This window comes from Embleya sp. NPDC059213, assembly GCF_042754445.1.
Lineage (GTDB): Bacteria > Actinomycetota > Actinomycetes > Streptomycetales > Streptomycetaceae > Embleya.
Genome location: NZ_JBHZAV010000193.1, coordinates 1 through 17,863 on the forward strand (window position 1 = coordinate 1; position 17,863 = coordinate 17,863).

Sequence of the window (17,863 nt, forward strand, 5' to 3'; positions counted from 1 at the left end):
CCCGTTCCCCAAGCGCGTCCCGAACGCTCAGGTCCACCAGACCAGTTCGCCATCACCGCCCAGGGCCGTGAAGCACGTCAGCAACAATCGCGCGGCGGGCTCGGCGTGTTCGCTGCCCACCACCGCATGCGCGAGGTTGCCGTCGATCACGCACAGATCGCCGCCGCCGACCGGCAGCGTCAGGTGGGCGTGGCCGGCCAACAACTCCGGCGGATACGGAAAGCCGCTGTACGTCAAGCCCAGGGCCGCCCGTGACGCGTCGTCCGGTTCGACGTTCCACAACCGCAACGCGCCGGTCCCCTGCGGAACCTGCGGGTAGACGTTGACGGCCATCACCCGGGACAACCGCTGGATCTCGAAACCCGCCTGGAGCGGGTCGCGAAGCTGGGCGACATCGTCGTGCGGCATGAGTTGGTACGCGCCGGTCTGGTTCCAGCACACCGCCTTCGAGTCGCCCGCCGCCTGGTCGCCGTGCACCGCCGGGCGGGCCCCGGGCACCACGCCCTCGTCGACCAGCGCGTCGCGCAGGGCCGCCACCGGATCGAAGGCACCCTCGTACAGGGCCGCGACCGCATCCGCCGACTTCGCCACCTCGGAGAGGTATTCCGCGGTGGTCTTCTCGATGTGCGAGGCCCCGACGAAGTACCCTTCGACGCCGTCCTGTCCCGCCCCGTAGCGCGGGGTACGCCGCTCCGAGGCCCAGAAGTTGGCGGTGATGCGCGCACACTCCTGCGGGGTGAGGAACCCGGTCACCCGATGGGCGGCCAACTCGCCGTGCAGCACGTCGCGCACGGCGGACAGGTCCACCACGCGCGCCGTCTCGTGGACACGAAATCCCGTCGCGGGCAACGCCCGCCCGGTGATCACGACGCACTCCCGAATTCGGTCACGGAGCCACCGGAAGCCCCCGACGCACCCGATGCGCCGGCCGCCCTGCCCGCCGCCTCCCGATGCAGCAACGGCCGCCCCCGATCGAGGAATCCGAGCATCGCCGGAACCGGGCTGATTATTCGCGGCCCGGCGGCCAACCTGGCCCAGTTGCGCTCGCGCACCTGCGGCATCTTCGACCAGTGCATGCCCGGGCTCAGATGGTGTTCCTGATGGAAGCCGTCGTTGAAGGTGAGCAGGTTGTACAACCGCCCGTAGTGGCTCACCGAGTCGGCCGCCCGCGAGCCCGGGTCGGCTCCGTAATGCCGGTAGTAGTTCTGCACGTTCACCATGGTCAGGGCCACGAAGAAGGCCGGCAGGTAGCTCAACAGCAGCCACTGCCAGGAGATCACCGCGAGCAGCGCGGGGGTGAGCACGTGCGCCGCCCGATCCGCCCGGATCAGCCGCAGTTCGCTGCGCCGCCGACTCTCCCGGCGCGAGGCCAGCGCGTGCAGCGTGCTCTCGCCCGGACCGACCCGCCACAGTCGGACCACGTACGACACTTCGCGGGCACGGTCGAGCAACGACTCCAGGGCCCCGCCGAGCGCGTAGCGCAGCAGCGGGGCGTGCTCGCCGTCCTTGCCCCCGCGGTAGGTCGAGGTGGTGTCGCGGGTGGTCCCGTCCACGCCCGGCGCGTCGTTGTTGAACCGATGGTGGTTGCGCACGTGGGTGAGTCGGTACGCCTGCACGGACTGGCCGATGTTGGCCGAATTGAGCACCGACACGGCCGCGTTCAGTCGATCGGAGGTGAACCAGGGCACGTGCGCGAACAGATGGGAGACCACGATGATGTTGTAGGCCGTCATCACCGCGAGCGCGGCGGTCCCGCCCGCCTGCGCCGGGATCGAGGCGTCGTCCCAGCGCACCGCCAGCCAGACGGTGGTGGCGAACTGGGCCACGCTCAGGCCCAGGAGAAGCGCGTCCTTCGGGGTGTTCCGCCAGATCCGCGTCACCGTGACCTCACAGGTAGGATTCGAGCGTGCCGCGCCGGCGCACATCGAGCGTGGCGCAATGGAACGAGCCGCCGAAGCTGTTGAAGTTGCGGAAGTCGCACGGGATGGGCGTGAAGCCGAACCTGCGCATCGCGTCGATCATCGGCTCGTCCTGGCGCTCCACGACGACGCGGTTCTCGTCCAGCATCAAGATGTTCATGTTGAGCCACTTGCTGGTCATGTAGAGCGGATGCCCGTCGGGGATGACCGGCTGCGGGGCGGCCATTACATCCCACCCCTTGAACAGCTTCGGCACCTCGGGGACCCGGTCCGGGTGGATCAGCAGCTTCCCGGGGGCCATCGGCACCAACGTGGCGTCGATGTGCATCGGATGCGAATCCTCGAACTCGAAGACGTGGATCCGGTATTCGTCGCCCAGGTGGCGACGCAGCCACTCGATGCCGAAGGTGTTGGTGACATTGCTGGTCTGGGCGATGATGTCGCGCCCGCAGCGGGTGAAGTCGGCGGCATCGAAGGTCGGTTCGAACTCGGTGACCACCAGTCGGGTCGGGCCGTCCTCGCCGGGATCAGTCCAATCCTGGTCGTATTGCTCGTCCTTGAGTTCCGGTTTGGGTGCCGCGCTCCATCGGGCCCCGGCGTGGAAGTACTCCTTCAGGAGCGGCCGGTAGGCCAGCGTCTCGAAGTAGCGCGACCGCCAGGCCATCGGGCATTCGATGATCTCGTCGCCGACCACCAACAGCGCGTCGCGGGGCATCGCCGCGTACATGCCGGTGCTGGTCCAGTCCAGGGTGCGGTACTCCTGCTGCTGGGGGATGGGTTCCGGGCGGCGCACGGTCACCCCCTCGGCTTCGAGGAGATGGACGAACCCCTCCAACTCCCGGCGGGCGGCCTCGACCTGCTCGGCGGGGAAGGGGCGGCCGGCCCGGTTTCTGAAGGTCGCGTGTTGGTCGGCGGGCAGGACCGGTGGCAGGGACATATGCCAGGTGGGGAAGCCGGCGCCGTCGACGATGCCGACGATCACCTCTTCCAGTGGATCCCACTCCGTGTAGGAGCCGACGGGATACCCCGAACCGGGGTTGCCGGTAAGGGTCTTCGGTTGCGGTGGGGCGGTCGGTGTGGTGACTGCGTCCAGATGGTCGAGACTCATGGTCCACTCCTCGTCGGGTGGCTCGGCCGGCCGGGCCGCACTCGTCGCACAGAGTGCATGGCCTGTAACAGATGGAACGCCATGGTCACCCTTGGAGACAACCCCATCACGTTAAGTTTGTTCGGCTGGGGTGCGTCGTGGGGACTTCCCTGTGCTTATACGACGGCTCGTTCCTTCGGGTGTCGTTCCCGGGTGGCGCGTAGGCGACGTGGACATTTCGCGCTGTCATGTGATCGCAGGATCGCTCGAAAATCGTCATGTCCACACAGGAAAGCAGGAGTATGAGCAGATTCCGGTTCGCGAACGGCGCGTCCGTCATCGCGTTGACGGCCTCGGGGTTGCTTCTCGTCGCGAGCGGCACGGCCCGGGCGGAAAGCAACTACGACCAAATCACCATGCTCAAGCAGGAGAAGACCCAGTGGTGCTGGGTGGCCTCCGGACTCACCATCGCCAAGTTCCAGGGCTACGGCACCACCCAGGCGGACTTCTGCACCCGCGCCGCCGCGAAGAACAGCGGTCTGAGCTGCGACAACCAGCCCGCCACGCTCCAGGACATGGCGAACGCCTGGTCGAGCCTGGGCATGAAGCAGACCGGTACCGGCCTCTCCAGGGCGGCGACGTTCAACGAGGTGAGCACCGACGTCAAGGCCGCCCGGCCGATCGGCGCCCGCATCGGCTGGAGATCCGGCGGTGGCCACATGAATGTCGTCTACGGCTACGACACCTCGAACAACACCATCGGCGTGGGCGATCCGTGGAAGGACACCCAGACCTACACGTGGTGGAACTACAACGACTATGTGAACAACAGCTCGTTTGTGTGGACCCACTCCAGGACCGGCATCTCCCAGTAGAAGGAGGCGACATGCGAGACCCAGACACGTCCATCACCCACAAGAGGAATCGTTCCGTCCGACTGTCCGCCGTCCTGGCACTGAGCGCGTCGGCACTGCTGACCGCCGTCGGTCCGGCCGGCGCCGCGGACATCCCCGACCCGCAGGCCGCGCTGGACCTGGTGAAGTCCGCCGAGGTGCACAACGCCGTCTGCCGCTTCCTCTCCGTACCGCTGCCCCAGGGCGACTCCCGGACGCCGGTGAACATTCCGGACAATCCCGAACCGTGCCGGGACCTGCCGGTGTTCACCGTGAAGGACCCGCTGGCGGTCAACGAGATCACGCCGGACTTCGTGGCCGGCACGGCCCTGCCGATCCCCGGCCAGGCCATCGCGCTCAGCCATCTCGTGGCCTCGCTGGACGTCCCCGTCAACGGCCGCAATGCCACCGTCATGCTCGCCCCGACCCAGGGCGGCGGCTGGCACCTGGCGGCCGTTCGGGACGGCGATGTCGACAGCACGTACGCCGGCAAGGCCGAGGCGGGCACCGCGGTGTTCACCGAGCCGCAACTGCACGCCTGGTACCGGCTCAAGGCCACCACCGTCGAGGCGCTCGACGACCAGGCCATGGAGGGTCTGGGCGGCCGGTCCACGGCCTCGCTCGGCGACTACCAGAAGCTGGTCAAGGCTCGCTACGCGGACAAGCTGCCCGGGTCGGACTACGACACCAAGGGCATGTCCAGCGGCTTCGCCACCGCCGACCCGGCGGACGACTCGTCCGCCACCGCACTGGTGGTCGGCGGTTCGAGCGCGGCACTCGTACTCGCGGGCGGCGCCGCCTTCCTGCTCCGCCGGCGGCGCGGGCACACCGGCTGAACCCCGCCCTTCGCCCCGGCCCCCGCCGACACAGGGGGGACCGGGGCGAAGCGAGGGGCCGGCGTCTACCCGTGCGGGAAACTCGTCTTCGCCGGACGGACCAGGTCCTCCGCGTAGTTCGCGATCAGGTCCAGGTTGCGATCCGCCAAGTGGTCGAAGACCTGGGGGATGTTCGAACCCGGGGTCAACGATGCCAGCGCCCGCTCCGGGTCCAGCCGGGCCGAGACCCACCCCTCGTGCGAGGAACCGCGCGCGACGACCTCCGCGCCCGGCGTGACGATCATCGAATTGCCGAAGTACAACACGCCGGCCGGGTCGCTGCCGGTGGCGTTGGCGCCGATCACGTAGACGTGGTTGTCGTACGCCCTGGCCCGGCAGGTCAGTTCCCACAGGTCGGCGGAACGCAGCAGCGCCGACGGGCGGCAGATGATCTCGGCGCCGTGCACGGCCTGGATCCGGCTCAACTCCGGGTAGTCGCCGTCGAAGCAGATGATCATGCCGATCCGACCGAGGTCGGTCTCCACCACGCTGACGTACTCACCCGGCGTCACCCACCCACCGCGCGACCGCAGTTCGGGCCCGAACGGGTGGGTCTTGCGGTAGACGCCGAGCACCCGGCCGTCCGGCCCGGCCAGCACGGACGAGTTGTACACCACGCCCCGGTCGTCGCCGCGCTCGTAGGTGCCCCACACCAGGTGCACGCCCAACTCCCGGGCCCGCTCCTGGAACGGCTCGGTGAGCGCGCCGGGGACGTCGTCGACCAGGTCCCACAGCTCCTCGGCGCTCAGCGCCGGGGTGAAACCGGTGGTCACGCTTTCCGGCAGCACCACCAGCTCGGCGCCGGTGGACTCGACGCAGCGGGTCACCCAGTCCAGCGCGTGGGCGATGTTCGCCTCGACCACTGCCGCCGTGAGCGGTCCGGGTCGGGGGACGACCTGGACGGCCGCCGCCGTGAAGGCACGCATGGTTGCTCCTTTCCGTGCAGGCGAGGACGGATCAGCGCCGACGGGCGATCACGCCGCCGACGATCGCACCGAGCAGGGCCACCGCGGCGCCGAACAGGGCGCCCTTGGCGAAGTCGTCGCCGAGCGAGGCGGCCGGCGCCGCGAACGTCCCGGCCGGCAGAGCCGGCGCGGCCGCGACGCCATCGGCCGTCGCCACCACGGGAGTTCCGTTGACCGCCGCGGGCACCGGGGTGAGCGGCGTCTGTCCGGTCAGGATCTTGTCGACCGACTTGAAGAACTCACCCGCCGTCTTCTTGGCGACCCCGGTGAGCATGCGCTGCCCGACTCCGCCGATGACGCCGCCCACCACGGCCTCGGCGTCGTACTCCAGCCGGGTGCGCCCGCCGTCGATGTCCGCGAGGGTGACCTTGACCTCCGCGCTGACCGTGCCCGGGCCGCCGGAGCCGGACGCCTTGAGCATGAACGAGCCCGGCGGCACCTGGTCGGTGAGCTGCACGTTGCCCAGGTAGGTGCCCTTGATCGAGGCGACGCCCATCGTCACCGTCATCCGGTACGCGTCCGGACCGGTCTCCTCCAGCTTCTCGCAGCCGGGGATGGTGCGGGTCAGTACCGCCGGGTCGTTCAGCGCGGCCCAGACCTTGTCGGCCGGCGCGTTCAGGATGGCGTTTCCTTGGACCTTCATGCTGGGTCGTGCTCCTTAACGGTGGGCGCTGCGCGGGGCGGGCTCGTGGTCGGCGCCGCGGCGCAGGGCCGGGATCTCGCCGGCGGCGAACCGCTTGCGCAGGTGGAAGAGTTCGGACGGCTGGATCGGCATCCGCACGATCGGGAAGCCCTCGGCGTCCTCGATCGCGGAGGCGAACACGGCCGCCGCGGGAATCACCCCCGCCTCGCCCGCGCCCTTGATGCCGAGCGGGTTGAGCGGGGAGGGAGTCTCCAGGTGGTCGATCTCGATCTTGGGCACCTCGCTGGCGTACGGCATCAGGAAGTCCATGAACGAGGCGTTGACCAACTGGCCGTGCTCGTCGTACTCCATGCGCTCGTACAGTGCGCCGCCGACACCCTGGGCGACGCCGCCGTGCACCTGGCCCTCGACGATCATCGGGTTGATCAGGTGTCCGCAGTCGTGCACGACGCAGTAGCGCAGGACGCGGATCTCGGCGGTGTCCGGATCGGTCTCCACGATCACCGCGTGCATGCCGTTGGCGAAGGTCGCGGTCGGCGGCGAGTAGTAGTCGCGGCCCTCCAGGCCGGGTTCGTCGTCCTCGGCCACCGGCGGCTTGGTCAGGTCGGCGGTGCCGGTGAGCTGGGTGGCCGCCTGGGACGCCTCGTCGAAGGCGTAGCGCAGCGGGTTGGACAACACCGCGACCGTGCCGAGCGCGACGGACGAACCGGGGCTGCCCTTGACCCGCACGTGCCCGTCGACGATCTCCAGGTCGCGCGGATCCGCCTCCAGCGCCTCGCCCGCGATCCGCAGCGCCTTGGCCTTGACGTTGCGCGCCGCCAGCGCGATGGCGTTGCCGCTCATCACCGCCGCCCGCGAGGCGAACGTGCCCACCGCGTAGGGGAATCGGCGAGTGTCGCCGGTGGTCACCGTGACGTCCTCGATCGGCACGCCCAACTCGTCCGCGACGATCTGCGCGAACACCGTCTGGTGCCCCTGGCCCTGGCTGGTCAGCCCGGTGGCCACGTTGACCTTGCCGGTGGTCTCGACCTGGACGTGGCCGCCCTCGTACGGGCCCACCCCGGTGCCCTCGACGTAGCACGCCACGCCGATCCCGACCCGACGACCCTCGGCCCGCGCCTGCGCCCGGTACGCCTCGAACTCGTCCCAGCCGACCAACTTCTTGAGCGCGTCCAGCGACGCCGGGAAGTCGCCCGAGTCGTAGATCAGCGGCCGGCCGTCCTGGAACAACAGCCCGTGGTCGTACGGCATTTCGTCCGGCTGGATGAAGTTGACCGCGCGCACCTGGGTGCGGTCCTTGCCCAGGTGGTCGGCGATCGCGTCCATCGCCCGCTCCATCGCGAACACGCCCTGTGGGCGGCCGGCGCCGCGATACGGCGTCACTATCACCGTGTTGGTGTAGAGGCTGCGGAAGTCCACCCGGTAGGCGCCGGGCTTGTACGGGCCGAGCAACTGGGTGGAGGTGATGATCGGGACGATGATCCCGTACGGCGTGTAGGCGCCGTTGTCGTGCAGGATCTCCACGTCCAGGCCCAGCAGTCGGCCGTCGTCGTCGAACCCGACCCGTACCGTCTGGAGTTGGCCGCGTTCGTGGGCGGCGGAGATGAAGTGTTCGCGGCGGTCCTCGGTCCACTTGACCTCGTGGTCGAGCAGCCGGGCCGCCCACGGGATCAGGATCTCCTCGGGCCAGGGGTGCACGATCTTGACGCCGAAGCCGCCGCCGACGTCGGGGGTGACGCACTCGACGCGGTCCAGCGGCAGGTCCAACTTGGCGGCCACGGCGGCGCGTACGCCGGTGGAGGTCTGGGTGGAGGTGTACACCCGCAGGCTCGCGTCGGCCGCGTCCCAGCGGGCGTAGACGCCCCGGCCCTCCATCGGCATGCACGCGCTGCGCTCGATGTCGAGCTTGAGCTCCAGCCGGTTCGGCGCGGCGGCGATCGCGGCGGGCGCATCGCCGACCTCCTGGACGAAGTGCGCGGCGCAGTTGCCCGGCACGTCGTCGTGCACCAGGCGCTCGGCGCGGTGGGCGTTCTCGATGCCCACCACCGGCGGCAGCGGTTCGTACTCGACGGTGATCCGCTCGCAGGCGTCCTCGGCCAGGTAACGGTCCCGGGCGACGACCATCACCACGGCCTCGCCGACGTGGTTGACGAACTCCTTGGCCAGCGGGTAGGCGGTACGGCCGTGGGTGAGCGAGGGGTGCGGGATGAGCAGCGGCAGCGGCTCGGCGACCCGGCCGGACAGGTCCTCGTAGGTGTAGATCGCGATCAGGCCGTCGACGTCGAGCGCGCCGGTGACGTCGATCCCGGTGACCCTGGCCCGGGCGTGCGGACTGCGCACGAAGGCGGCCTCGTAGGCGCCCTGGCCCAGGTCGTCGAGGTAGCGGCCGTTGCCGACCAGCAGCCTCAGGTCCTCGGTGCGCTGTACGGGTGCGCCGAACATCTTGGTGGTCATCGGGCGTCCCCCTCGGCCTGCTCGGCCTGCGCGGCCCGGCGTTCGTCGGTGATCTCGGCGGCGCGCAGTACCGACTTCACGATGTTCTGGTACCCGGTACAGCGGCACAGGTTGCCGGAGACGGCCTCGCGGGCCTCCTCCTCGGTGGGTGCCGGGTTCTCCTCCAGGAAGGCGGAGACGACGGTGAGGAAGCCGGGGGTGCAGAAGCCGCACTGGAGGCCGTGGCACTCGCGGAACGCCTGCTGCACGGGGTGCATGGTGCCGTCGGCGTCGGCCAGTCCCTCGACCGTGGTGATCTCGTGGCCCTGGGCGCTGACCGCGAACATCAGGCAGCCGCGCATCGGCTTGCCGTCCACCCGGATCGTGCACGCGCCGCACACCCCGTGCTCGCAGCCCACGTGGGTGCCGGTCAGCCCCAGATCGTGGCGCAGGCAGTCGGAGAGCAGCCGGCGCGGGGTGACGGTGGCGGTGCGCAGGACGCCGTTCACGTTCAGCCGGATGTCGAGGCGTTGCTCGGTGGGGATCTGCGTCTCGGTCATCAGGCGCTCCGCTCGTCGGTGCCGGTGCTGCTCGGTGCGGTGGGGTTCGGGTCGACCAGGGCCGCGCGTTCGGTGGCGGTGCGCAGGGCGCGGGCGGTGAGTACGCCGGCCAACTGCATGCGGTACTCGGCGGTGGCGTGGATGTCCGGCTCGGGCTCCAGGCTGCCGGCGGCCAGCTTCGCCGCGTCCTCCCAGACCGCGGTGTCCGCGGTGCGGCCGATCAGCGCGTCGGTCAGGTCGAGCACGAGCGGGACGGGCGAGAGCGAGAGGTAGGCGGCGCGGGCCGAGACGATCCGCAGGTCGTCGTCGACGGTGACCGCCGCCGCGACGCCGCACATCGCGTAGTCGCCGTGTCGGCGGGCGATCTCGGTGAACTCGGTGCCGGTGCGGCCGGGCAGGTGCGGGAAGTGCGCGGCCACGGCCAACTCGCCGGCTTCGATGCACGATTCCAGCGGTCCGAGGAAGAAGTCCTCGGCGGCGACCGTGCGGGTGGCACCCTTGCGGGCCAGGGTCATCGAGCCGCCGAGCAGGGCCAGCACCGCGGTCATCTCGCCGGAGGGGTCGGCGTGCGCGAGGCTGCCCACGGTGGTGCCGCGGTTGCGGATCACCGGGTGGGCGACCAGGCGCAGACCCTGGCGCAGCAGGGGGACGACCGCGTGTGCGGCCTCGTCCGCCTCGACCTCGGCGTGCCGGGCGAGCGCGCCCACCGCGACGCCGCCGGGGTCGGTGCGGACGTAGGAGAGTTCGGCGAGCCCGTTGATGTCCACCAGGTGGGCCGGGGCCGCGAGTCTCATGTTGAGCATCGGAATCAGACTCTGGCCGCCGGCGAGGACCTTCCCGTCGTGGCCGACCGCGTCGAGGGCGTCGAGAGCCTCGGCGAGATCGGTCGGTGCGTGATATCGGAATGCCGGCGGCTTCACGGTGTCGTCTCCTCCTGGTGTTCGCGTGCGGTGGTGCGCGTCGGGTGGGTCGGCGTCAGCTCGACGTCGGCGGCGCCTTCTTCGGCGGAGCGGCGGCGGTGGAGCCGGCCAACGGCTGTGCCGCGGGCCGGTGTTCCTCGACGGTGCCCAGGGACAGCGCGGTGCCGCCCTCCAGTTCGACGTCGACCGGGGCCTTGGGGTCGCGCATGTGTGCGGGGGCCAGGGCGTGCAGGGCGTGGTAGATCACCAGCGTGACTATGGTGCCCAGCGCGATGCCCTCGATGGTGAAGTCGTCGTTGAACTTGATCGCGACGCCGCCGATGCCGATCACCACGCCGGCCGCGACCGGGACCAGGTTGATCGGGTTGGCGAAGTCGACCTTGTTCTCGATCCAGATCTTCGCGCCGAGCAGGCCGATCATGCCGTAGAGCACGACGGTGATCCCGCCGAGCACACCGCCGGGGGTGGCCGCGATCAGGGCGCCGAACTTGGGACACAGGCCGAACAGCACGGCGACGACGGCGGCCACGTAATAGGCGGCCGTGGAGTAGACCCGGGTGGCCGCCATGACGCCGATGTTCTCGGCGTAGGTGGTGGTGGGCGAGCCGCCGACCGCGCTGGCCATCATGGTGCCCAGGCCGTCCGCGGTGATCGCCTTGCCCAGGCTGCCGTCCAGGTCGGCGCCGGTCATCTCGGAGACCGCCTTGACGTGACCGGCGTTCTCCGCGATCAGCGCGATCACGGCGGGCAGCGCGACCAGGATCGCCGAGGTCTTGAAGTCCGGGGCGTGCGTGGAGGGCATCCCGAACCAGTCGGCGGAGGTGACGCCGGAGAAGTCGACCCGGTCGTGCGCGAATGCCTTGCCGTCGTGCTGACCGGGCTGGACCGAGGTGATCTGGCCGAAGCCCTTGTCGAACAACCACGACAGCGCGTAGCCGAAGACCAGGCCGAGGAAGATCGCGATGCGGGACCAGAAGCCGCGCAGCAGCACGGTCATCGCGATCACGGCGGTCATCGTCAGCAGGGCGATCCACTGGTCCTGCGGCCAGTAGACCTCGGCCACCACCGGCGCCAGGTTGAAACCGATCAGCAACACCACGGCGCCGGTGACCACCGGCGGCAGGGCCTTGTTGACGAGTTCGGCGCCGAGCAGGTGGATCAGCACACCGGCGAGCGCGAGTACGGCGCCGGCGATCAGGATCGCTCCGGTCACCGTGGCGCTGGAGCCGCCGGCGGCGCGGATGGTGGCGACCGCGCCGACGAACGCGGCGCTGGTGCCGAGGTAGCTGGGGATCTTGCCCTGCACGATGAGCAGGAAGACCACCGTGGCCAGACCCGACATCATGATGGCCAGGTTCGGGTCCAGACCCATGACCACCGGGAATACGAATGTCGCGCCGAACATCGCGACGATGTGTTGTGCTCCCAGACCGATGGTCCGACCCCACGAGAGCCGTTCGTCGGGGCGTACGACCTCACCCGGAGGTGGGGTGCTGCCGTCCCCGTAGAGCTTCCATCCCAAGCCGAGTGCCATGTTCAGCCGCCTTCCAGGCGTAGGGGGGTGCGAGGGCGATTCGTTGTCGCACGACCCGGCACGGTGAGCGCGATCCGGTGGAGTCCGCCGTTCTCGCCACGAGGTTGGGGGAAGGTTATGGACGGGTCGGACACTGCGGCTTGGGTGATAGGTGACAGATCCGGCCCGGCGGTGTTGTGGAATTCACCCAAGGTTTGTTGCCTTCGTGTGTCGGCGTATGGATGAACAACCAAGGGTCTCTCCGTACGTGCGCGTTACGCTACAGCCCGCGCATGCGGCGGACCTGGAGCGCCAGCATGATGTTGAGCCGCAGATGCGAATCGGTGGTGAACGCGCCGAGCAGCCGTTCCAGCTTCCCGATCCGGTAGCGCAGCGTGTTGTAGTGGAAGTGCAGGATCCGGGCCGTCTCGGCGACGTTGAGGTTGGTGTCCAGCAGCACCTCCAGGGTGGTGCGCAGGTCGGTGGTCTCCTCGTCCTCGCGACTCGCGAGTTCCCCGAGCGTCTCCCGCATGAAACTGGTCAGTTCGGCGGAGTCGGGGACCAGGCTGAGCAGCCGGTACACACCCAGGCTGTCGAAGTCGGCGATGCCGCCCGGGCCGTGCATCTGCCGGCCGACCTTGGCCGCGCGGCGGGCCTGTTCGTAGGCTTCGGGCAGCAGCGCCGGGTCGGTGACCACGCGGCTGACGCCGGTGGAGAACGAGCGGCGTCCGCCACCGCCGTCGCCGGAGACCTGGGCGACCATGTGTCGGACCAGTTCGCCGGGCGGGGTGCGCTCGGAGGCGCCCATCACCACCACGACCTCCTGGCTGTAGCCGACCACGGCCGCGCGCGGATCGCGTTCGCGCACCACGATGCCCCACGCGGTGGCGAAGCGTTCGTGTGCGGGCCGCAGGTCGTCGCTCTCCGGGTCGGGGCCCTCGCCGGGTTCGAGCTGCGCGACCACCACGGTCAGCGGGCGGTCGATCGCCCAGCCGAGCGAGGCGCAGTGCCGGACGGTGTGCGCCGGATCGCCGGCCCGGCCGGCCAGCAGGTCGCGCATGAAGTCGCCCTGGTACTTGCTCTCCACGGCGGCGACCGCGAGTTCCTTGGTGATCACCAGCGCCGCGGTGGCGGCGGCGCGTTCCAACACCTGGATGTCGCTCTCGTCGAGCGTGCGGCCGGCGGAGATCAGCACCACCCGGCCGTGGTCCAGGGCGCCGGCCAGGATCGGCACCAACGCCACCTTGGCGGCGGGCTCCTCCAGGGCCCGCGCGCCGTGCTTGAAGCGCTCGACCCGGAACCGGCCGGTGGCGTCGAACACGCCGCGCCCGGACGCCTTGGCCTCGACGCCCTCCGAGGCGGAGGAGGCGAGCAGCCGGCCGTCGGGCGTGGTGACCATGACGGTGCCGCCGAGCAGCCGGCTGAGTTCGTCGGTGATCGCCTCCAGGCCGCCGCCCGCGAGCACCACGCTGACCAGCGCGCGGTGCGCCTCCTCGGAGCGGGCCAACACCGCGGCCTGCCGGTTGAGGATGTCGGTGAGCACCTGGTTGAGGATGTCGTCGAAAGCGACGTCGTCGGCCAGCCGGATGATCGGCAGGCCCACCCGATCGGCGGCCGCCAGCATGTCGGCGGGCAACTCGTCCAGGTAGCGGCCCAGCTTGATGCCCACTGCGGCCAGCCGGCGCGACTCCAGCTCGGTGACCAGGTCGCACAACGACTGCGGGGTCTCGCGCAGCGGGTAGCCGGTGGTCAGCAGGAGTTCGTGCGGCTTGGTCCAGGGCAGGATGTCCGGGACCTCCATCACGTTGAGCCGCTGGACGACGCGGTCCAAGCCGCGCTCTCCCGCCATCAGTCGGGCGCCGGACAGGCTGGAGAGGCTCAGCACGTCGCGGACCGACACGCCGCGAACGAGCGTGCCGGTACTCGCGGTTCGCACGCCGCCGGGGCCTTCCCCAGGGCTTGGCAAATTACGCGAATTAAGTGCGCCAAGGTTGGCAACTTGCTCCATTCGAGGACCATAGCCATTGGATTACGTTCACAACAGACATAGAGCGGTCCGATTCAAGTCGTTTCGGGAAAGCAGTCACCTCGTCGCTCACCCGACCCGGGGGCCTCGACCACACCGCGTTCACCACCGGCACGCACGGCTTCGTTCCGTATCGCATCGGCTCCGCACCGCCTCGAAACCGTTCTCGAATCCGCTTCGATCCCGCACCGCACCGCACCGACCGCGCACCGCTTCGCATCCGTACCGCTCGCATCCGCACCGTTCCCGGGAGGCACCATCGTGGTAGGCCCGGGAGAGCACGACGAGCCGGCGGCGAGGTCGGTGCCGGGTTCGGCCTCGGTACGCCTGCGTGCCGTGCTGGAGCGGCCGAGTCGGCCCGCCCGGGTGCTCGGCGTCTTCCCGGCCGCGATCTACCTGGCCGACCCGGACGGCACCGTCCTGACCCTGTGCACCCACGACGCGGTCCGGCTGCCCAACGCCGTCGTGCTCACCGCCCGCACCGCCGCGTCGCCCTTCCCCGGGCCGGCCGGCCGCATCGACGCCCGGATCGGCGACGGTCGGGTGGGCCTGGGCGCGCTGGAGGTGACGGCGGTCCGCTGGTGGACCCCGCCGCGCCCGCCCGCACCGGGCGACGCCGACGCCCGCCGGGCCGGCCGCGCCGCGCTGCGTGGCGCACTGGCGCCGGTCCGCACCGGGCTGTCCGGGCAGACCCGCGCCGACCTGGCCGAGCTGGGCCGGTACGCGGCGACCGACCCCGAGCGGGCCGCCGCCGCCGCGCTGCGCCTGATCGGCCTGGGCCCGGGGCTGACCCCCAGCGGCGACGACGCGCTGTGCGGCTTCCTGCTCGCCCGACGCCTGCTCGACCCCGAACCCGGTGGCGATCGGCCACCCGACACCCTCGGCGCCCGGGTCGCGGCACACGCCCCCGGCCGCACCACCGACCTGTCCGCCGCCCTGCTCGGCCACGCCGCCGGCGGCGACGGCTGCGCGCAACTGGTCGACCTGATCGGCGCGGTCGGCCGCGGCACCGACGTACTCCCGCGCCTGCGCCACCTGCTGGCGGTGGGCCACACCTCCGGCGCCGACCTCGCCCACGGCGTGCTGGCCGGGGCCGAGGCGGCCGACGCAGGCGCCGTACCAACCGTGGCCGAAGCCCCGTACGGGCCCGGCGACGGAACCGAACTCCCGTACCCCGAAGGAAGGAGCGCCCGTGAGCAGCGCGCTTGAGCTGCGCCGCGGAACATACCGAGACTCGGTCAGCCTGATGCAGGTGAGCCGATCGGTAGCCGCGGTGGACGGGGTGACCAAGGCGCTCGTCGCGATGGCCACCGAACTCAACGTCGGCCTGTTGGCGGGCATGGGCTTCGAGACCCCCGACGGCGCCGGACCCAACGACCTGATCGTGGCGATCCGGGCGGACGACGAGGACACGCTGCGGCGCGCCCGCGAGGTGCTGGAGGAAGCCCTCGTGTTGTCCACCGGCGGCGGCACCGGGATCGGCTCCGCCGCCGGCGTGCCGCCGCGCACGATCCGCACCGCCGCGAACGCCACGCCCGGTGCGAGCCTGGCCCTGGTCTCGGTGCCCGGCCCGCACGCGTTCGCCGAGGCGATGGACGCCCTCGAAGCCGGCCTGGACGTGCTGATCTTCAGCGACAACGTGCCGGTCGAGCAGGAGATCCGGCTCAAGGACGCCGGCCGTGAACGCGGCCTGCTGGTGATGGGCCCCGACTGCGGCACCGCCATGGTGGGCGGCGTCGGGCTGGGCTTCGCCAACTCGGTGCGCCCCGGCCCGATCGGCCTGGTGGCCGCCTCCGGCACCGGATCGCAGGAACTGATGTGCCTGCTGCACGCGGCCGGCAGCGGCGTCAGCCACTGTCTGGGCGTGGGCGGCCGCGACCTGAGCGAGGCGGTCGGCGCGCGCTCGACACTCCAGGCGCTGGCGATGCTGGACGCCGACCCGGCCACCGAGCTGATCGTGGTGGTCTCCAAGCCGCCCGCCGACTCGGTCGCGGCCGAGGTCGAGCGCTACGCCGCGACGCTGAGCACGCCGGTGCAGTTGGCCTTCCTCGGACAGGGCCGGGACGACCTCACGGCCGCCGCGACCAAGGCGCTGGCCGCGATCGGACACCCGGGTGTGCAGGACCGGGTCTGGCGGCCCGACGCGGCCCGTGCCACCCGCACCGGCGCGCTGCGCGGGCTGTTCTGCGGCGGCACGCTGTGCGACGAGGCGATGATCATCGCCGCCGACCGGCTCGGGCCGATCGCGTCCAACATCCCGCTGCGCGCCGACTGGGCGCTGCCCGCGGACCTGCGCGCCGCCGGGCACCTGATGATCGACTTCGGCGACGACGGCCTGACCGCGGGCCGCCCGCACCCGATGATCGACCCGAGCCTGCGCCTGGAGCGGCTCGCCGAGGAACTGGCCGACCCGGCCTGCGCCGTACTGCTCCTGGACGTCGTGCTCGGCCACGGCGCGCACGCGGACCCGGCCGCCGACCTGGCCGAGGTGCTGCGCGCGGCCGGGCCGAACGCGCCCACCGTGCTGATCTCGCTGTGCGGCACCGACCTGGACCCGCAGGACCTGGAATCCCAGGCCCGGACGCTGACCGCCGCCGGCGCCGAGGTCCACCTGTCCAATGCCGAGGCCGCCCGGCGCGCCGTGGCGATCGTAGAAGGGCTCGACGCGTGAGTGCTCCCAACCCCAACGGCGGCTCGCTGCTGACCCGGGACCCCTCGGTGGTCACGGTCGGCGCCGAACTGCTCGCCGACGCGCTGGCCGCCCAGGCCGTCCCGGTCACCGCCGTCGACTGGCGTCCGCCGCTGCCCGGCACCGCCGACGCGCTGGCCACCGTGCTGGCCGACGCGCGCCGCGAGGCGGCCAACCGGGTCGCCATCGAGCGGGTGCTGGCGTCCACGCCGCATCTGGTGGACGTCAAGCCCGCGAGCGAGGCACTGGGTCTGCGGGCCGGGCAGTTCCGGCACGCCGGGCCGCCGATCGACTGGGCGCGGGCGTCCGGGCCGATGAAGGGCGCGCTGATCGGCGCGGTGCTCTTCGAGGGCTTGGCCGACTCGCCCGAGGCGGCGGAGAAGTTCCTCGCCGAGGGGCACGCCGAACTGGACTCGTGCCATCACCACCACGCGGTGGGCCCGATGGCGGGTGTGGTCAGCCCGTCGATGTGGATGTTCGAGCTGGAGGACACCACGCACGGCACACGCGCGTGGTGCTCGCTGAACGAGGGCCTGGGCAAGGTGCTGCGCTACGGCGCGTACGGGCCCGAGGTGATCGACCGGCTGCGCTGGATGTCGGCGGTGCTGGGCCCGCTGCTGCGCACCGCGGTGCGCGCGGGCGAGGCGATCGACATCCGGGCGATCATCGCGCAGATGTTGCAGATGGGCGACGAGGGCCACAACCGCAACCGCGCGGGCACCCTGATGCTGCTGCGCGAACTGCTGCCGAACATGATCGACAGCGGCGCGCCGACCTCGGACATCGCCGAGGCGGCCCGCTTCGTCGGCGGCAACGACCACTTCTTCCTGAACCTGGACATGCCCGCCTGCAAGCTGGCCATGGACGCGGGCCGCGACGTGCCCGGCTCCTCGCTCGTGGTGGCCATGGCCCGCAACGGCACCGACTTCGGCATCCAGGTCTCCGGCACCGGCGACCGCTGGTACACCGGCCCCGCCGAGGTCCCGGACGGCCTCTACCTGGGCGCCTACGGCCCGGACGACGCCAACCCGGACATCGGCGACTCGGCGATCACCGAGACCGCGGGCATCGGCGGCTTCGCGATGGCCGCGGCGCCGGCGATCGTGCGGTTCATCGGCGGCGAGGTGGACGACGCGCTCGCGGCCACCCGCCGGATGTACGAGATCACCCTCGCGGAGAACCCGGCCTACCAGATCCCGGTGCTGGACTTCCGCGGCACGCCGACCGGAATCGACGTGACCAAGGTGGTCCGCACCGGCATCCTCCCGCAGATCAACACCGGCATCGCCGGCAAGGTCGCGGGCACCGGCCAGGTCGGCGCGGGCCTGGTCACCCCGCCG

Annotated in this window: 15 protein-coding genes; 5 read left to right on the forward strand and 10 right to left on the reverse strand. The window is 71.1% G+C overall.

Annotation, left to right across the window (positions count from 1 at the left end; genetic code table 11):
- Positions 1-27 precede the first annotated feature (27 nt).
- From ACFXMF_RS39815 to ACFXMF_RS39825, 3 genes are read right to left on the reverse strand one after another with little or no spacing between them, the layout of a single operon-like run.
- The gene (locus ACFXMF_RS39815; protein WP_379990835.1) at positions 28-867 is read right to left on the reverse strand and encodes a hypothetical protein; all 840 of its coding nucleotides are present in this window, start codon (positions 865-867) and stop codon (positions 28-30) included.
- Positions 864-1,880 carry a fatty acid desaturase gene (locus ACFXMF_RS39820; protein WP_360321777.1) on the reverse strand — a complete coding sequence of 339 codons (1,017 nt, stop codon included), beginning with the start codon at positions 1,878-1,880 and terminating at the stop codon, positions 864-866. Before ACFXMF_RS39820 ends, ACFXMF_RS39815 begins: the two co-directional genes overlap by 4 nt.
- Before the next feature lie 7 nt (positions 1,881-1,887).
- Positions 1,888-3,027, reverse strand: coding sequence for an amidinotransferase (locus ACFXMF_RS39825; protein WP_360321774.1), 1,140 nt, complete (start codon positions 3,025-3,027; stop codon positions 1,888-1,890).
- Between the two features lie 281 nt (positions 3,028-3,308).
- Between ACFXMF_RS39825 and ACFXMF_RS39830 the strand changes: the two genes are divergently transcribed.
- Both ACFXMF_RS39830 and ACFXMF_RS39835 read left to right on the forward strand, forming a co-directional pair.
- On the forward strand, positions 3,309-3,881 hold the full coding sequence (locus tag ACFXMF_RS39830; RefSeq protein WP_360321771.1) for a papain-like cysteine protease family protein: 573 nt from the start codon (positions 3,309-3,311) through the stop codon (positions 3,879-3,881).
- A gap of 11 nt (positions 3,882-3,892) precedes the next feature.
- The gene (locus ACFXMF_RS39835; protein ID WP_379990837.1) at positions 3,893-4,735 is read left to right on the forward strand and encodes a hypothetical protein; all 843 of its coding nucleotides are present in this window, start codon (positions 3,893-3,895) and stop codon (positions 4,733-4,735) included.
- 65 nt (positions 4,736-4,800) lie between these two features.
- Here the strand turns inward: ACFXMF_RS39835 and ACFXMF_RS39840 are convergent, their stop codons facing one another.
- From ACFXMF_RS39840 to ACFXMF_RS39870, 7 genes are all read right to left on the reverse strand, one after another.
- Positions 4,801-5,700, reverse strand: a complete 900-nt coding sequence (locus ACFXMF_RS39840) for a carbon-nitrogen hydrolase family protein (protein ID WP_379990838.1) — start codon at positions 5,698-5,700, stop codon at positions 4,801-4,803.
- A gap of 31 nt (positions 5,701-5,731) precedes the next feature.
- Positions 5,732-6,382 carry a carbon monoxide dehydrogenase subunit G gene (locus tag ACFXMF_RS39845; protein ID WP_379990839.1) on the reverse strand — a complete coding sequence of 217 codons (651 nt, stop codon included), beginning with the start codon at positions 6,380-6,382 and terminating at the stop codon, positions 5,732-5,734.
- Between the two features lie 15 nt (positions 6,383-6,397).
- Positions 6,398-8,836 carry an aerobic carbon-monoxide dehydrogenase large subunit gene (cutA, locus tag ACFXMF_RS39850; RefSeq protein WP_379990840.1) on the reverse strand — a complete coding sequence of 813 codons (2,439 nt, stop codon included), beginning with the start codon at positions 8,834-8,836 and terminating at the stop codon, positions 6,398-6,400.
- On the reverse strand, positions 8,833-9,375 hold the full coding sequence (locus tag ACFXMF_RS39855; RefSeq protein ID WP_360321757.1) for a (2Fe-2S)-binding protein: 543 nt from the start codon (positions 9,373-9,375) through the stop codon (positions 8,833-8,835). Before ACFXMF_RS39855 ends, cutA begins: the two co-directional genes overlap by 4 nt.
- Entirely contained in the window at positions 9,375-10,295 is a 921-nt protein-coding gene (locus ACFXMF_RS39860; RefSeq protein ID WP_360321754.1) for a xanthine dehydrogenase family protein subunit M, read from the reverse strand. The genes ACFXMF_RS39855 and ACFXMF_RS39860 overlap by 1 nt, the downstream gene beginning before the upstream one ends.
- 55 nt (positions 10,296-10,350) lie before the next feature.
- Positions 10,351-11,829 (reverse strand): solute carrier family 23 protein, encoded by a 1,479-nt coding sequence (locus ACFXMF_RS39865; RefSeq protein ID WP_360321751.1) that lies wholly within the window; start codon positions 11,827-11,829, stop codon positions 10,351-10,353.
- Between the two features lie 259 nt (positions 11,830-12,088).
- The gene (locus tag ACFXMF_RS39870; RefSeq protein WP_360321748.1) at positions 12,089-13,744 is read right to left on the reverse strand and encodes a PucR family transcriptional regulator ligand-binding domain-containing protein; all 1,656 of its coding nucleotides are present in this window, start codon (positions 13,742-13,744) and stop codon (positions 12,089-12,091) included.
- A gap of 351 nt (positions 13,745-14,095) precedes the next feature.
- Between ACFXMF_RS39870 and ACFXMF_RS39875 the strand changes: the two genes are divergently transcribed.
- The 3 genes from ACFXMF_RS39875 to ACFXMF_RS39885 form a co-directional block, all read left to right on the forward strand.
- On the forward strand, positions 14,096-15,043 hold the full coding sequence (locus ACFXMF_RS39875; RefSeq protein WP_379990841.1) for a DUF2877 domain-containing protein: 948 nt from the start codon (positions 14,096-14,098) through the stop codon (positions 15,041-15,043).
- A complete protein-coding gene (locus tag ACFXMF_RS39880; RefSeq protein ID WP_360321742.1) occupies positions 15,027-16,505 on the forward strand; it encodes an FdrA family protein in 1,479 nt (492 codons plus the stop codon). The genes ACFXMF_RS39875 and ACFXMF_RS39880 overlap by 17 nt, the downstream gene beginning before the upstream one ends.
- On the forward strand, positions 16,502-17,863 hold a 1,362-nt coding region (locus tag ACFXMF_RS39885), incomplete at its 3' end, for a DUF1116 domain-containing protein (protein ID WP_380021060.1). The genes ACFXMF_RS39880 and ACFXMF_RS39885, both read left to right, overlap by 4 nt.